This is a genomic window from Halalkalibacter akibai JCM 9157 (assembly GCF_000513135.1).
GTDB lineage: Bacteria > Bacillota > Bacilli > Bacillales > Bacillaceae_D > Halalkalibacter > Halalkalibacter akibai.
This window is the reverse complement of the sequence record NZ_BAUV01000001.1, coordinates 45,056-59,927: the sequence shown is the minus strand read 5'-3', so window position 1 is coordinate 59,927 and position 14,872 is coordinate 45,056. Positions and strand designations below refer to the sequence as shown.

The following is a 14,872-nucleotide window of genomic DNA, read 5'->3' as shown; positions in this document are numbered from 1 at the left end:
AAGACTTCTGTATATTTTCCAATGAACAGAAAGGACATGAGGTTCTTCTCATGTCCTTTGAACGAAACAGTCCTCATTAAAATGGAGACGCTTCTTCACATGACAACAACAAAGTTTATTCTTCACTATTGTATTACGAAGCAAGCAAAAATAATGTTTCATTTTATTAGATCTTTTTTAGTTTCTTTGTAATTCTTTTTCTTGGATGAATTGATCCATTCTCGCTTTATCTCGTTCAAGAATCGGCTTTAAATATTTTCCTGTGTAAGAACCGGCTACTTCTGCTACTTGTTCAGGTGTTCCTTGGGCAACAAGCTGTCCACCTTTATCGCCACCTTCAGGTCCTAAATCAATTATGTGGTCAACCGTTTTAATCACATCAAGGTTGTGCTCGATCACAAGCACCGTGTCACCGTTATCGACTAATCGCTGTAACACTTTTAACAAGCGATCAATGTCATCAACATGAAGCCCAGTTGTTGGTTCATCTAAAATATAAATGGTCCGACCAGTAGCGCGCTTATGAAGTTGAGACGCAAGCTTAACGCGTTGTGCTTCACCACCTGAGAGAGTCGTTGCCGGTTGTCCGAGTCTAATATAGCCAAGTCCAACATCAACGAGCGTTTGAATTTTCCGGTTGATTTTAGGAATGTTCGCGAAAAACTCAAGTCCCTCTTCTACCGTCATTTCTAATACATCGGCAATCGTTTTACCTTTATATCTAATATCAAGTGTTTCCCGATTATAACGATTTCCCTCACAAACTTCACAAGGAACATACACATCTGGTAGGAAATGCATTTCAATTTTAATGATCCCATCGCCACGACACGCTTCGCAGCGACCACCTTTGACATTAAAACTAAAACGACCTTTCTTATAGCCACGAACTTTTGCTTCGTTCGTTAGTGCAAAGACATCACGAATGTCGTCAAACACTCCTGTATACGTTGCTGGGTTGGATCGAGGCGTTCGGCCAATTGGTGATTGGTCAATCTCAATGACCTTATCAATTTGTTCAAGACCGACAATTTCCTTATGCTGACCAGGTTTGTCTTTTGCTCGGTGCAGCTTTTGAGCAAGCGATTTATAGACGATTTCGTTAATCAACGTACTTTTCCCTGATCCAGAAACACCGGTTACGGCAATAAACAACCCAAGTGGAAACTCAACCGTGACATTTTTCAAATTGTTCTCGGACGCTTTTTTCACTGTAAAAGAGCGGTCGTCGGTTTTCCGTCTTTCCATTGGAACGGGAATGAATTTTTTTCCTGATAAATATTGCCCTGTTAAGGATTGATCGTCGTTCATAATTTCTTCCGGTGTTCCTTGCGCCGTAATTTCTCCGCCATGCACACCGGCTCCAGGTCCAATATCAATGATGTAATCAGCGGCCATCATTGTATCTTCATCATGCTCTACGACGATTAACGTATTGCCTAGATTCCGCATATGCACAAGTGTTTCAATTAAGCGATCGTTATCACGTTGGTGAAGACCGATTGAAGGCTCGTCCAGGATATAAAGAACACCCATTAACGAAGACCCAATTTGCGTCGCTAACCGAATTCGTTGCGCTTCTCCTCCTGATAATGAACCCGCTGAACGGCTAAGCGATAAATAATCAAGACCCACATTGATCAAAAAGCCTAAGCGATCATTGATTTCTTTTAATATTAAGCGTGCAATCGCTGCATCTTTTTCTGAAAGCTGGAGCTGCTCAAAAAAGGTTTTCGCGTCTTTTACCGATAACGTCGTCACATGCCCAATATGGCTTTCGCCAATAAATACAGCTAGGGTTTCTTTTTTCAAACGATAGCCTTTACACGTTGGGCAATGCTTATGCGTCATGTACACTTCCATTTGCTCACGAATGTAGTCAGAGCTTGTCTCTTTATAACGACGCGCGATGTTGCTGACCACACCTTCGAACAAAATTAAGTTTTCGCGAATTTGTCCAAATTCGTTTTCATAGCGGAAATAAATCCGGTCCGTTCCACTTCCGTATAAAATTTTATCCATTAATGCTTCTGGTATTTGTTCAACTGGCTGGTCCATATTAATATCATAATGCTCACAAACCGCTTCAAGCAGCTGTGGGTAATACTGAGAACTAGTCGGTTCCCATGCCGCAATCGCATGCTCTCTTAGTGTTTTCGTCCGGTCTGGGACAACTAGCTCCACGTCAACCTCAAGCTTATGACCAAGCCCATCACATGAAGGACAAGCTCCGAATGGACTGTTAAAAGAAAACATTCTCGGCTCTAGTTCTGGAATTGAGAACCCGCATTGCGGGCAGGCGTGGTGTTGACTAAAGAGTAGCTCTTCTTCTCCCATCACATCGACTAACACTCGGCCGTCTGCTAAAGTCAACGCTGATTCAATTGAATCAGCTAAGCGCGTTTGAATGCCTTCTTTCATAACAACACGATCAATTACTACTTCTATGCTATGTTTTTTATTTTTTTCTAGTTCAATCTTCTCTGCTACCTCGCGCATTTCTCCGTTAACGCGAACACGAACATAGCCTTGCTTCTTGATGTCCTCAAATACTTTCACATGAGTGCCTTTTCGACCAGATACAAGTGGAGCGAGAATTTGCATTTTTGTTCGTTCTGGATATTGAAGTAAACGATCGACCATTTGCTGAATCGTTTGTGAAGTGATTTCAATGCCGTGCTTCGGACAAACAGGTTTCCCAATTCGCGCATAAAGCAAGCGAAGATAGTCAAAAATTTCCGTTACTGTTCCGACCGTTGAACGCGGGTTACGGCTCGTTGTTTTCTGGTCAATCGAAATCGCTGGTGATAAACCTTCAATCGCATCAACGTCAGGTTTATCCATTTGCCCAAGAAATTGACGTGCGTAAGCAGAAAGAGACTCAACATAACGACGTTGTCCTTCTGCATAAATAGTATCAAACGCCAGCGACGATTTTCCCGAACCTGATAAACCTGTGAGCACAACAAGCTTATCTCTTGGAATCGTCACATCAATGTTTTTTAAATTATGAGAGCGTGCTCCTTTAACCACTATGTTTTCTAAAGCCATCTCCTCACCCCTCTGCTTTTAATTCAAGAACAAGATCACGAAGCTCCGCTGCTCGCTCAAAGTTCAATTCACGCGCTGCTTCTTTCATTTCTTTTTCCATCCGCTCGATCATTGCCTGCCTTTCTTTCTTGCTTAGCTTCTGAGCAGGTGCCGCATACGTTGCCGCTTCTGCGTCTTCTGAAACAAGCGTGGCTTGAATCACATCTGGAATTTTCTTTTGAATCGTCTTCGGCGTAATGCCGTGCTTTTCATTATGCTCTTGCTGAATCGTCCGACGACGTTTTGTTTCTTCTATCGCTAAATTCATTGATTTGGTAATTTTATCAGCGTACATGATGACGTGTCCGTTAGCATTCCTTGCTGCTCGACCAATTGTTTGAATCAGAGAACGGTCGGAACGAAGGAAACCTTCTTTATCCGCATCTAAAATCGTTACAAGTGATACCTCAGGAATGTCGAGACCTTCACGTAAAAGATTAATCCCAATAAGCACATCAAACGTTCCCATCCGCAGTTGGCGGATGATCTCAATCCGTTCAAGCGTTTTAATCTCCGAGTGGAGGTAACGAACTTTAATACCGATTTCTTTTAGATAGTCGGTTAAATCCTCCGACATTTTTTTCGTTAATGTCGTCACAAGGACACGTTCATTTTTCTCAACACGGGCATGGATTTCTCCGATGAGGTCATCAATTTGACCTTCAATCGGGCGCACGTCAATCGTTGGATCAAGTAATCCAGTTGGACGGATAATTTGCTGAACCATTTCAGGCGTGTGCTCAAGTTCGTATGGCCCTGGTGTCGCTGAGACATAAACCGCTTGATGCATTTTTTTCTCAAACTCTTCGAATTGCAATGGACGGTTATCTAACGCTGACGGCAGTCGGAAGCCGTGATCAACGAGCACTTGCTTGCGCGCCCGGTCTCCGTTATACATGCCACGGACCTGTGGCAGGGTAACGTGTGACTCGTCCATGATTAACAGGAAATCCTCTGGAAAGAAGTCGATCAACGTATAAGGTGTTGCCCCAGACTCTCGTAAGGTGAGATGTCTCGAATAGTTTTCGATCCCTGAACAGAAACCCATCTCAGCCATCATTTCAATATCATAGCGGGTCCGCTGCTCCAGACGTTGCGCCTCAAGAAGCTTGCCATTTTCATGAAGCTCCTTCAGTCGCTCTTCTAACTCCACTTCGATGTTTGCTATTGCTTTTTTTAGTTTTTCCTCACGGGTAACGAAGTGGGATGCTGGGAAAATCGCAATATGATTGCGCTCGCCTTTAATCTCACCCGTTAACGCATCAACCTCTGTCATCCTGTCAATTTCATCACCAAAAAACTCAACGCGAATACATTGCTCATCTCTTGAAGCAGGAAAAATCTCCACAACATCGCCTCGCACACGGAACGTTCCGCGCGTGAAGTTAATGTCATTGCGGTCATACTGGATATCGACTAACATCCTTAGAAGCTCATTGCGATCAATTTCCATCCCAACTCGAAGGGATACGACCAATTCACGATATTCTTCCGGCGAACCTAAGCCGTAAATACACGAGACCGAGGCAATGATAATGACATCATTACGCTCAAAAAGAGCACTCGTCGCCGAGTGTCGAAGCTTATCTATTTCATCATTGATACTGGCATCTTTTTCAATAAATGTATCTGAACTCGGCACATAAGCCTCTGGTTGATAATAATCATAGTAACTAACAAAATACTCAACCGCATTGTTCGGAAAAAACTCTTTAAATTCACTGTATAGCTGTCCTGCTAGTGTTTTATTATGAGCCATAATGAGCGTTGGCTTATTAATTTCTTTTATTACATTCGACATCGTAAACGTCTTCCCTGTTCCTGTTGCTCCAAGTAACGTCTGATGGCGCTCGCCTTTTTTTATACCTTCTACTAACTTCTTAATCGCTTCTGGCTGATCTCCCTCTGGCTGATAAGCTGATACAAGTTCAAACGTTTCACTCAAGTCAGATGCCCCCTCACGAACTAATTATAAGTAGATGTATTATACCATGATTCAGTAGATGGAAAGCAAATAATACGAACGTTTGTTTTAATTTTGCAGTGGTGGGGTGGGTGCGGTGCAGAGTGCTCGGATCAGAAAAGTGTGAAGTTGGATCATAAATTGCCACAATTGGATCATAAATCGTCAGTTTCAGATCATAAATTAGTGAAACCGGATCACATTCGCCACCCCACGCTCTCCTCAAACAGAAAAAGAGACGAATCGCTTCGTCTCTTCTACATTCCTGGCTTTTTTTTCAGCCTTTTTCTAGAAACAAGAAGGCCAGCTATAAATGATATGATCATAATTCCTATAATCCATGGTTGCTGCTGAACGGGAAGGACAACCAGGCTGACCATCCATGTCACAATACAAGCCCCAAGCAAGCTAAAGGTCACGCGTGTTGTCACAACCATTATGAGAAAAGGAACGATTAGAGCAAGGACAATGTCCGTCATTCTTCGATTCAAACTCCTTTTATCCAAAACTTATTCTCTCTGCTCATTATACTAACCTTTACAGTCGAAAGTAAGAGTCAATTCAATGAAAAAAGCGAGGAGCCTACCTGGCGTCCTCACTTTTGTACATTATCCTATTATTTACCACTTTTAAATTCTTTAATAACCTCGTTAAATAGATCCGGGTAATCCGTGAAAACTCCGTTCACTCCCCAGTCTAATGCGCGTCTCATATTTTCTTTTGTATTAACTGTGTAAGGGTGCATTTGTAAGCCCTCTGCTCTTACTTGTTGGACATATTCCTCATTAACTCTGGCTAAGCTCGGGCCAACTCCAATGGCGTACTCTTTAATGTAGGCAAGCTCAGCTGCTGCACCTGCTCCAAGTGTCGGTTGACTTAAAAGTTGAACTAAAGGCAAGTTTGGATTCATCTCGTGGATGTTAATTAAGCTTTGCGGGAAAAACGATTGAATCAGAACTTTGCTTGAACGAGCATTTTCTCCAGTTAAGTTATATTTATCAATTAATCGAAGCAACTCTTCTTCCATCCCTGGGTAAAGTGTTGGAGATTTCGTTTCAATGTAGTAGTTTGTGCTCCGGCCAAATTTTTGGAAAACCTCTTCAAGCGTCGGAACTTCTAGTCCAACAAACTCATCCTTTGCTTTCTCTGGGTTACGCGTATTGAACCATGATCCCGCATCTAGTTGCTTGATTTCATCAATCGTCATATTCGCCACAGATCCAGTGCCATTTGTTGTGCGGTTAACAGTCGTATCATGCATCGCGATAAGCACACCATCTTTGGTCATTTGTAAGTCAAGCTCAATATAATCTGCTTTCATTTGACGCCCAAGTTCATAGGCCAGCCATTATCGTGTGCTCAGGAGCATGTCCAGATGCACCGCGATGGGCGACATTGATAATTTTCGAATCCGGAGCTGGGGTGTTACCTGCTGCAGATGATGCGGCAGGCGCGGCAACTTGAGTTAGTAATCCTACACTAAATACGGCTAGAGCAACTTTCTTCATCCATTTCTTCATCTGTTCTCTCATCTCCTTTTAGTTCTTACTAGACTACTGTAACGGAGAAATATTAAGCTCGTATTAGTTGTATGTAAAAGCTTGTCTCTTTTAAGAAACGATTCGATTGTCCCTTCAAATTATTCCCCATCTCGTTCTTTTTAACTAAAAAAGGGGACATGTGGGTCGGGCGCTCGACTATTGGGTAGCTGACAAGGATCATAAGCCTGAATTCTAGTAAAAGGTGGATGAGCTTTTCGTAAAGAATGTTACCGTTCGCTATTATATTCGTAATATAGAAGATATATGAGTCGAATTAGTAGATATATCACTAAATTAGTAGATAAACAGAGCAATCATACTGATATATTCGTAAATTAGTAGATAAAACTCAGACCGAACCACCGTCATCACTGCCACCTTATTTGTTTAATTTTCGCATAAATATTGTTTAATAAATGTTTAAAATAAATCAAATGTGGTATACACATACTAAGTCTTACTAAAGGAGTAGATTATGCAGACTAAAACGGGATTTCATAGACTTGATGACAATCTGCTAGTTCAAGCTCGCGATAAAGCTTTAAAATTGAATTTGGATCCAGCCTTTATCAAAATGTTAGATAAAGAGATTGCAATGAGATCCCTTGACCAATCGAACGAGCTAGTTACTAGTTATAAAACTAAATAATATTAATAGAACAAAAAGCGCATCAATTCTGCGCTTTTTTATTTGTAGCTTGTAATATAAGAAAATTGGGTTGCTTCATTAACTTCTCGTAAGCTTCTGGAGCCTGTTGTTTAAACGTTGCTGTTGGCAGTGGTTCTATCACTTGCTCAAGCGTGAAATACTTGAGAGTATCATTTAAGATCATCGACAAAGGTCTTCTGTAAAACTCGACGTCTACCTCGATCTCTTCTTTTTTCCAGCGATCTTGCAAATGTTCCTGCTCAAAATAAAGTTGAGTTTGTGAGAGTTTGATGTCCGTAAATGGATGATGGACAGAGAATAACAACGAACCGCCTGGCTTTAACACTCTGTTCCATTCTTGAAAAACAGGTTCCCAGTCCTCTATATAGTGAAGCGTTAGGGAGCTCACAATAAAATCAAAGTTGTTTTTTTGAAACGGCAACATACCGGCTAAATCTAAACAAAACGCTTCGGCTTTTGTGCCAATTCTCCGTTTCGTTGCTTCAATCATTTTGGGGCTTACGTCAATGGCAACCACATCTGCCCCCCGCGCAAGCAACTGCTCCGTGTACCAACCAGCCGCACATCCAGCATCTAAGCCTTTTCGATTCGTCAAATCAATGGGAATTTGCTGAAGCATTGCGGGTCGTTCGTATTGACTATTATATAAACTTGTTTGATCGACATGATGCTCATAGCTGTTTGCTAGTTGGTTAAATGCATTTTTCACTTGATCTCTCATTAGTCACCTCGATTTTATTTTTCAGTCATCTAACGAATCCGCTCCATTCCACTTTATTTTTTATAGAAAATGAAAATAGCAACCTATAACAAAAAAACTCCCTTCACTACTTCCTCTATTAAGAGCAGCGAACGGAGCTTTTGCCAATTGCAAGCAACATTAAGTGATTGAATCTTGCAACACGACATCACCCTTTACAAGCAGGACGCCTAGTTGATGGTGCTCCCCGTCATAAAGGGCACCTTGTGCGAACCGGATTTCTCCGTCGTGGTTCAGTACTTCTAATTTACAAAAAGCAGAATTGATTTGAAGGGCTTCGTAAAAGCCAGTTTCTGTGTTTACTTCTTGTCCGTTCACTTTGACAATCGTTTCTCCGATTTCTAGATTCATTTTGGCTGCTGGACTATTTGGAAGGACACCGAGAATGATGCAACCTTTTGTTTGTGTAGAAAAAAAGATTGGTTGCTTTCCTTCATGTATTTTTGCTTGGTAAGAAAGCAGCTCTCTAAACACGATGGCTAGTCCACCTAACACGACCGCTAGAACTGGAATATAATAGCTTCCTATCGCAAAAAGAGATAATAACAGCCCTAAACCGATTACACGGCTTCCCATTGCTTGAATAGGCATTCTCGGAATCGAACCACGTACGCGCTGGGTGAAGCCGATTAAAAATGGAATAAAAACAGGTTGTAATGTTACATCTCCAACCGAAAAAACAGGCCAATGCGTGATCGTTGGGATCATTCCTTCCGGGATAAAAAAGACGACTGGTACGAGCCAGATTCTTTTGGCCACATGCAAGCCTACCCATTTCCCTCGCTTGCTTCGTTCGAGCCTTGGTGAAGAATAGGTGGCTCCGTGATAACGGATGAGGAACCCTTCGGCAATCATGAATAAAACTAAGATGGTTGCCACGATAACAAGTGGAATGTTCCCTAACTCAGCGTAAATAGGGGCCACATACTCCATTGAGCCGAGCAACGGTTCTAGCCCGTAAAAAAACAATAAAAAACCGAGGACATACGTTGGCGTCAGCCATTGCACTTGTAATGTTAACGCAAAAAACACATACAAAACAGCGATCACCGCAATCCATTCCCAGGAAATAATCAGTCCTAGTCCAATGGTCACAATAGAAAGGAAGACTCCCGTAAGTAAGCCAGGTAGGAATGGAATCGTATAATCAGCAAGTCTCCTAAACACCCTTGTATGAAAAGAGATTCGCTCTTCTTTGACCCGTTTTTTTGATAGAAAATAAAGTAAAATCAGCCAAAGATAGAAAATAGGGTTGGCTAGGAAATAAAGAAAAAAGATAGCAATCATTTGGAATAGGTCCATTACCATAGTTGTAACTCCTTCAACTATTGTTTCTACTTTTAAACGTAACACATTTACACAAAAAGGTACATCCTTCAAAAGCTAGAAGGATGTACCTTTTTCAATTCGACAAGCAGGTCGCTTGTTCCTTTAATGTTATTCTTTTGCTTGTTTGATGATTAGCTCGATTGCTGTTTGAAGCTGATGGTCATTTTCTTTGTCACGAACATGTTCGACAAGCTCTTGTTGAATTAACGCTGCTGTTTCTTCGTTGATTTCACCTGTTGCATCCAAGCTATGAGCACGTTGGAAGGCAATAACAGCTTGCTCGGTTTGCTCGTTGAAATATCCGTCAGTACGACCAGGCTCAAACCCAAGACCTTTTAACATCATTTGAGCATTTTTAATTCGTTCACTCATCATATCAATTCGAAGATTTCCTTCATCACCGATAGATAATGGAGCGACGTAGAAATAATCTGGTTGCTTCACTTCAATCGTTGGCATAACCCCTTCACCGTGAATATCATTACCGGCCGAGGTTAACCACTTAAACAACGATAGTTTTAGTTCACTACCATCACCTAATTTAATCGTTTGTTGGACCGTTCCTTTACCAAATGTTTGTTCACCAACTACATCATAGCCTCCACCTTCGCTTAGCGCAGCAGATAATATTTCAGACGCTGAAGCAGATGCTTTGTCAGTAATCCCAATAATTGGATAAGGTTTCTTTTGATCAAGGTTAGACATGTAGCGAACTTTTTCCCCGTCACGGTTTTCAATCTGAACAATTGGCGTTCCACCAGGGATGATTAACTTTCCGATGTCCTCCACTGCGTTTAGGTAGCCACCTGGATTTCCGCGAACATCAATCAGTAGTCCTTCAATGCCTTGTGATTCTAAATCTTCTAGTTTTTCTTTGAAACGTGCCGCTGTATCTTCTGAGAACGATGTTATTTCAAGTAAACCAACTTTTGTTCCATCACGTTCAATTACGTCAGAACGGACGGTTTCAATTGGAATTAATCCACGTTCAACCGGAATATCAAACAACTCATTGACGCCTGGACGTTCAATCGTTAAATTGACAATTGTGCCTTTTTCACCACGAATTTGAAGAACTGCTTCGTATAAAGACAAGCCGTCAATGCTGTCTCCATCAATTTTTAAGATTTTATCATTTGGCTGTAAACCTGCTTTTTCAGCTGGCGACTCACGGAATGGAGCGACAATTGTTACTTTGCCATCTGTCATGCTCACTTCAGCACCAATTCCTTCAAAGTGAGAACCGAGTGATTCGACAAACTGAGTTGCGGTTTCTTGATCCATATAAACTGAATAGGGATCTTCTAGCGTTCGAAGCATGCCTTCGATTGCACCTTCAACCAACTCTTGTTCACTAATTTCCTCAACATACTGTTCTTGAATAATAGACATTGCTTTTTCAAACTTCTTCATTAACTCCTTGTTTGAGAGTTCTGCACTAACTTCTACACTCTCTGGAGCTGCTGAATCGGTTTCAATACTAGCAGGTGTCGCTTGCCAATATAAGCCAAATGCTCCTAAAACAAAGACTGCTGCTACAATCATCAGATACTGTTTTTTATTCACGTTTACCAACTCCCACTATGTCTAAGAACCTTTGTAAATTGAACCATCGTGTTATAGCAAAAGGCACTACACAACCGTGCAATGCCTATTTTTATTTGTTATTAGAACAGTTTAGTCTATGCTCGTTGTGTACGAGTTATGACGTTCTTTTATTGTAGTAAAGAATATCAAATAAGTCAAAACCTCATCCTACCAAAACAGGTAAGATGAGGTTTAAAAAAACGATTAACGTGGAATATATCTCATAGGGTCAACAGCATTTGATTTTGCACCATTCCAGCCACCTTCATGAACTTCAAAATGAAGATGCGCGCCGAATGAATGACCTGTGTTACCCATCATTCCTAAACGTTGTCCTTTAGAAACACGTTGTCCTGCTGACACTTCTCTGTTTTCTAAGTGAGCATACAATGTCGTAACTAAACGTCCATTAACTTGATGAGCAATTAACACAACATTTCCGTAACTAGATGAGTAGTAAGATTGAACGACTGTTCCGTCTTGAACCGATACAACCGGAACATCACCTGTACGTCCATTTTTACCAATGTCGATTCCATAATGCATACGACCACCTGAGAATGAACGAGGTCCAAATCCTGACGTAATTGATCCTGTAGCCGGACGCATAAACCCAGAGTTCGTTACAGCTGGTGCGCTATGAACTTGATTAGAACCGCCTGATGAACCACCACTTGTTGCAGTTGAATTGGAAGTGGAACCGCTAGAACTTGTCCCACGAGAAGCTAGTTCCGCTTGTCTCTTACGCTCTGCTTCTGCAGCTGCTTCTGCTTCGCGACGAACACGATCTTCATGCTCTTTTAATTCTTGTTTCAATGCAGCTTCTTGACGACGAAGAAGATCATCTTCATCCTGCAATTCACCAAGATCAGCATGTAAATCGTCTTGCTTAACTTTTAGTTGTTCCATCACACGATCTTTTTGCTTTCTTTGAGACTCAAGCTCTGCCATTAACTCTTCTAGTTGAATTAAGTGATTTTCTAACTTTTCAAGTTCTAGCTCAACTTGTGCTTTTGCTTCTTCTAAAAGCAAATGATCTTCGATGTGAGCATCTAAAATGTTACGGTCTTGTTGAGCAATAACAGACAAGGCACTAACACGATCTAAGAAATCACTAAATGTTTTCGCTCCAAGAATAACTTCTAAATAGTTAATCGAACCACCCGTTTGATACATAGAACGAGCACGATCTTTTAACAATTCGTCTCTCTCTGCGATACGCTCTTCAAGGATCACAATCTCTGCTTTTAACTCTTCGATTGCCTCTTGTACTTCTTCTATTTCCGCTCTTTTTTCACGAACTTTCTGATTCGTCACTGCCACTTGCTCATCAATTCGCTGAATTTCATCTGTTAACTCTTGCATTTCCGCTTTAAGTTTATTAAGTTCTGCTTGTGTTTTCACTTGTTCTGTTTGATTAGCCGCTCTTTCTTTTTCAACCTCTGAAATTTCATTACGAAGCTCACTGTTCGCTAGTGCCTTGGGATTAAACGTGTCTATTCCAAAAGATCCAGCGGTCAATAGTACAGCTACGGCAATTAGCCCGACTTTCCTTTTCATTCAGTCGTTCCCCCTCAACTGATCCCTGTTGGTTGATCAGATATTTTTAGATGAAATTCATTGCGCATATGTAGGTGGCGTGAGCGTTCGAGCTCACGCCTGCAACGATTCCGATTTATACTTACTTCTATTAAACTTTTAAGAATTTACGCACTGACATCATGCTTCCCCATACTCCGATAAAAGCACCGATTGCAATTAACAGACCTGCCACTTGCCACATATGTGGAAAAACAGGTAGTAACGAGAAGAACATCACTTCAATTCTCGAACCCCAGTTATTAAACAGATACGAATATCCAAAACCAATGATCAAGATTGGAATAACGGCTCCTAAAATACCGAGTAGCATTCCTTCAATAAAAAATGGCCAACGTATGAAACTATTTGTTGCTCCAACTAGTTTCATAATTTGAATTTCTCTTTTCCTCGCAACGATCGTTAACTTAATTGTGTTAGCAATTAAGAACATCGCGGTAAACATCATTCCAGCCACTAAGATTAAACCGACTGTTCGAATAAAGTCTGTTACGATGAACAAACGCTCAACATAATCTCGTCCATAGTTAACGCGCTCCACATAATCAAGCGTCTCGATGTTAGACGCCACTCTCTCTGTTAGCTGAGGTGTGGTCGCTCTCACGACATACGAATCATTTAAAGGATTTTCTTCTCGAATGGATTCAAATACTGCACCACTTTCATTTAAACTATCAATGAGTTGGTTAAGTCCTTCTTCTTTATCGACATACGTGATTGTATCAATGTTTGGTATTTTTTCTATTTCAGCTAGTAACTCAGCTTGTTGTTCATCTGTTGCCGTTAGTTCAATATAAACTTTAATTTCCACATCGTCTTCGATGTTTGTCGCAATGCTGTTTACATTCATGATTAAAAGTAGAAATACTCCGACCACAAAAAGCATGACAGCTACAGCACTAATTGATGCAAATGTCATCCAGCTATTACGTCCTAAGTTTCTTGATCCTTCTCGAACATGACGTCCGAGGGTTCTAAGCTTCATAGCCGTAGCTCCCCCTTACTTCATCTCGGACAACTCGTCCACCTTCAATCGCAACAACACGTTTTTTGATCGTGTTTACGATATCTTTATTATGAGTCGCCATAATAACCGTTGTTCCACGGTGGTTGATGTCATCTAAGATGTCCATAATTTCCCACGCTGTATCTGGGTCTAAATTCCCTGTAGGCTCGTCCGCTATTAATAGTTCAGGACTGTTTACGATCGCACGTGCAATCGCTACACGTTGCTGTTCTCCACCTGAGAGTTCATTGGGTAATGATCTTGCTTTATTTTTCAGATGTACAATATCTAAAACGTCCATCACTTTTCGTTTAATTACACTTGGACTTTCCTCAATTACTTCTAAAGCAAAAGCCACATTCTCATAGACTGATAGAGTCGGGAGAAGTTTGAAATCTTGGAAAACAACACCCATTCTTCTTCTCAGCTGTGGAATTGCTCTTTCTTTTACTTTTGCTAGATTGGTTTCATCGAAGAAAATATCGCCTTTTGTCGGTTTTTCTTCCCGATACATCATTTTGATAAACGTTGATTTCCCAGCTCCACTAGGACCAACTACATATATAAACTCGCCTTTTTTTATCGAAATCGAAATACCATTAATCGCTTTTACATTGTTCGGATAAGACTTCCAAACATCTTTCATTTCTATCACTAAAAATCACATCCCTGCGTTTCTCATAATTGTGCTAACTTGAAGCACGGGATCGTTGCATGTTGACCAAAAAACCTGTAGGAATTTCACGTCTCCTGTCGTTTTCTAGATTATTATAACACCGTTAATACGAAATAGGTTCAACATTTATGTTACAATTTGATTTCAACTTTGAAAAATAGAACGAAAAAAGCGAAAATCCCTCTTTTTAAAGGATTTTGCGCTTTTCGTTTTATAAAAATTACCTTTTTTTACTTAATGTTTTTCCCATTCATATGTGGAGAACGGGGGTCTAACTGCATAAACTCAATACGATTTCCATCAGGATCTTTTACCCAGCACTGGTAATTATAATCTTTTCCTCGCATTGGTTCGACATCTAAAACAACCCCTTTTGACTTCAGGTGATTGGCGATTTGATGAATGTCCGTTACTTCTAAGCATAGATGGTTGAAGCCAATTTTATCGTTTTCTGGTTTGTCTTTTGTTTTCCCACCATAAAATAGCTCAATAAACTGTCCTGGTGCGACTTTAATATACTCAATCCAAGGGTTGCCTTCGTCATCTAAAATATCAAAGGCCCTCTCAAATCCAAGTATCTCACAATAAAACTGAAGTGATTTCTCCATATCTTTAACGGTCAAAGCTAAATGTCCAATCCCTTTAATCATG

General features: G+C 40.8%; 11 protein-coding genes and 1 pseudogene. 1 reads left to right on the top strand and 11 read right to left on the bottom strand.

Annotation, left to right across the window (positions count from 1 at the left end):
- Positions 1-177: 177 nt before the first annotated feature.
- The 4 genes and pseudogenes from uvrA to JCM9157_RS00260 all read right to left on the bottom strand — a co-directional run bounded on the left by uvrA (position 178) and on the right by JCM9157_RS00260 (position 6,573).
- Positions 178-3,051, bottom strand: a complete 2,874-nt coding sequence (uvrA, locus tag JCM9157_RS00275) for an excinuclease ABC subunit UvrA (protein ID WP_035660864.1) — start codon at positions 3,049-3,051, stop codon at positions 178-180.
- A gap of 4 nt (positions 3,052-3,055) precedes the next feature.
- The gene (gene uvrB / locus JCM9157_RS00270) at positions 3,056-5,035 is read right to left on the bottom strand and encodes an excinuclease ABC subunit UvrB (RefSeq protein ID WP_035660861.1); all 1,980 of its coding nucleotides are present in this window, start codon (positions 5,033-5,035) and stop codon (positions 3,056-3,058) included.
- Positions 5,036-5,310: 275 nt separating this feature from the next.
- Positions 5,311-5,532 carry a DUF2198 family protein gene (locus JCM9157_RS00265; RefSeq protein WP_035660859.1) on the bottom strand — a complete coding sequence of 74 codons (222 nt, stop codon included), beginning with the start codon at positions 5,530-5,532 and terminating at the stop codon, positions 5,311-5,313.
- 137 nt (positions 5,533-5,669) lie between these two features.
- Positions 5,670-6,573, bottom strand: a pseudogene (locus JCM9157_RS00260) (glycerophosphodiester phosphodiesterase).
- A 496-nt stretch (positions 6,574-7,069) separates the two neighbouring features.
- On the opposite strand from JCM9157_RS00260, the gene sda reads away from it, so the two are divergent.
- Positions 7,070-7,243, top strand: coding sequence for a sporulation histidine kinase inhibitor Sda (sda, locus tag JCM9157_RS23715; protein WP_081733978.1), 174 nt, complete (start codon positions 7,070-7,072; stop codon positions 7,241-7,243).
- Positions 7,244-7,265: 22 nt separating this feature from the next.
- Here sda and JCM9157_RS00255 read toward each other — a convergent pair whose 3' ends face one another.
- The 7 genes from JCM9157_RS00255 to JCM9157_RS00225 form a co-directional block, all read right to left on the bottom strand.
- The gene (locus JCM9157_RS00255; protein ID WP_035660857.1) at positions 7,266-7,985 is read right to left on the bottom strand and encodes a class I SAM-dependent methyltransferase; all 720 of its coding nucleotides are present in this window, start codon (positions 7,983-7,985) and stop codon (positions 7,266-7,268) included.
- A gap of 159 nt (positions 7,986-8,144) precedes the next feature.
- On the bottom strand, positions 8,145-9,332 hold the full coding sequence (locus JCM9157_RS00250; RefSeq protein WP_035660854.1) for a PDZ domain-containing protein: 1,188 nt from the start codon (positions 9,330-9,332) through the stop codon (positions 8,145-8,147).
- Positions 9,333-9,461: 129 nt separating this feature from the next.
- A complete protein-coding gene (locus tag JCM9157_RS00245) occupies positions 9,462-10,919 on the bottom strand; it encodes a S41 family peptidase (RefSeq protein WP_235714759.1) in 1,458 nt (485 codons plus the stop codon).
- A 225-nt stretch (positions 10,920-11,144) separates the two neighbouring features.
- Entirely contained in the window at positions 11,145-12,500 is a 1,356-nt protein-coding gene (locus JCM9157_RS00240; protein WP_035660851.1) for a murein hydrolase activator EnvC family protein, read from the bottom strand.
- A gap of 130 nt (positions 12,501-12,630) precedes the next feature.
- Positions 12,631-13,524 (bottom strand): permease-like cell division protein FtsX, encoded by an 894-nt coding sequence (gene ftsX / locus JCM9157_RS00235; protein WP_035660848.1) that lies wholly within the window; start codon positions 13,522-13,524, stop codon positions 12,631-12,633.
- Positions 13,514-14,200, bottom strand: a complete 687-nt coding sequence (ftsE, locus tag JCM9157_RS00230) for a cell division ATP-binding protein FtsE (protein ID WP_035660846.1) — start codon at positions 14,198-14,200, stop codon at positions 13,514-13,516. The genes ftsX and ftsE overlap by 11 nt, the downstream gene beginning before the upstream one ends.
- 251 nt (positions 14,201-14,451) lie before the next feature.
- A complete protein-coding gene (locus JCM9157_RS00225) occupies positions 14,452-14,871 on the bottom strand; it encodes a VOC family protein (RefSeq protein WP_035660843.1) in 420 nt (139 codons plus the stop codon).
- Position 14,872 lies beyond the last annotated feature (1 nt).

Excerpts from the sequence above, each read along its gene's own strand:
- uvrA (WP_035660864.1), bottom strand. The coding sequence starts at position 3,051 with ATGGCTTTAGAAAACATAGTGGTTAAAGGAGCACGCTCTCATAATTTA.
- JCM9157_RS00265 (WP_035660859.1), bottom strand. The coding sequence starts at position 5,532 with ATGACGGACATTGTCCTTGCTCTAATCGTTCCTTTTCTCATAATGGTT.
- sda (WP_081733978.1), top strand. The coding sequence starts at position 7,070 with ATGCAGACTAAAACGGGATTTCATAGACTTGATGACAATCTGCTAGTT.
- JCM9157_RS00255 (WP_035660857.1), bottom strand. The coding sequence starts at position 7,985 with ATGAGAGATCAAGTGAAAAATGCATTTAACCAACTAGCAAACAGCTAT.
- JCM9157_RS00250 (WP_035660854.1), bottom strand. The coding sequence starts at position 9,332 with ATGGTAATGGACCTATTCCAAATGATTGCTATCTTTTTTCTTTATTTC.
- JCM9157_RS00240 (WP_035660851.1), bottom strand. The coding sequence starts at position 12,500 with ATGAAAAGGAAAGTCGGGCTAATTGCCGTAGCTGTACTATTGACCGCT.
- ftsX (WP_035660848.1), bottom strand. The coding sequence starts at position 13,524 with ATGAAGCTTAGAACCCTCGGACGTCATGTTCGAGAAGGATCAAGAAAC.
- JCM9157_RS00225 (WP_035660843.1), bottom strand. The coding sequence starts at position 14,871 with ATGATTAAAGGGATTGGACATTTAGCTTTGACCGTTAAAGATATGGAG.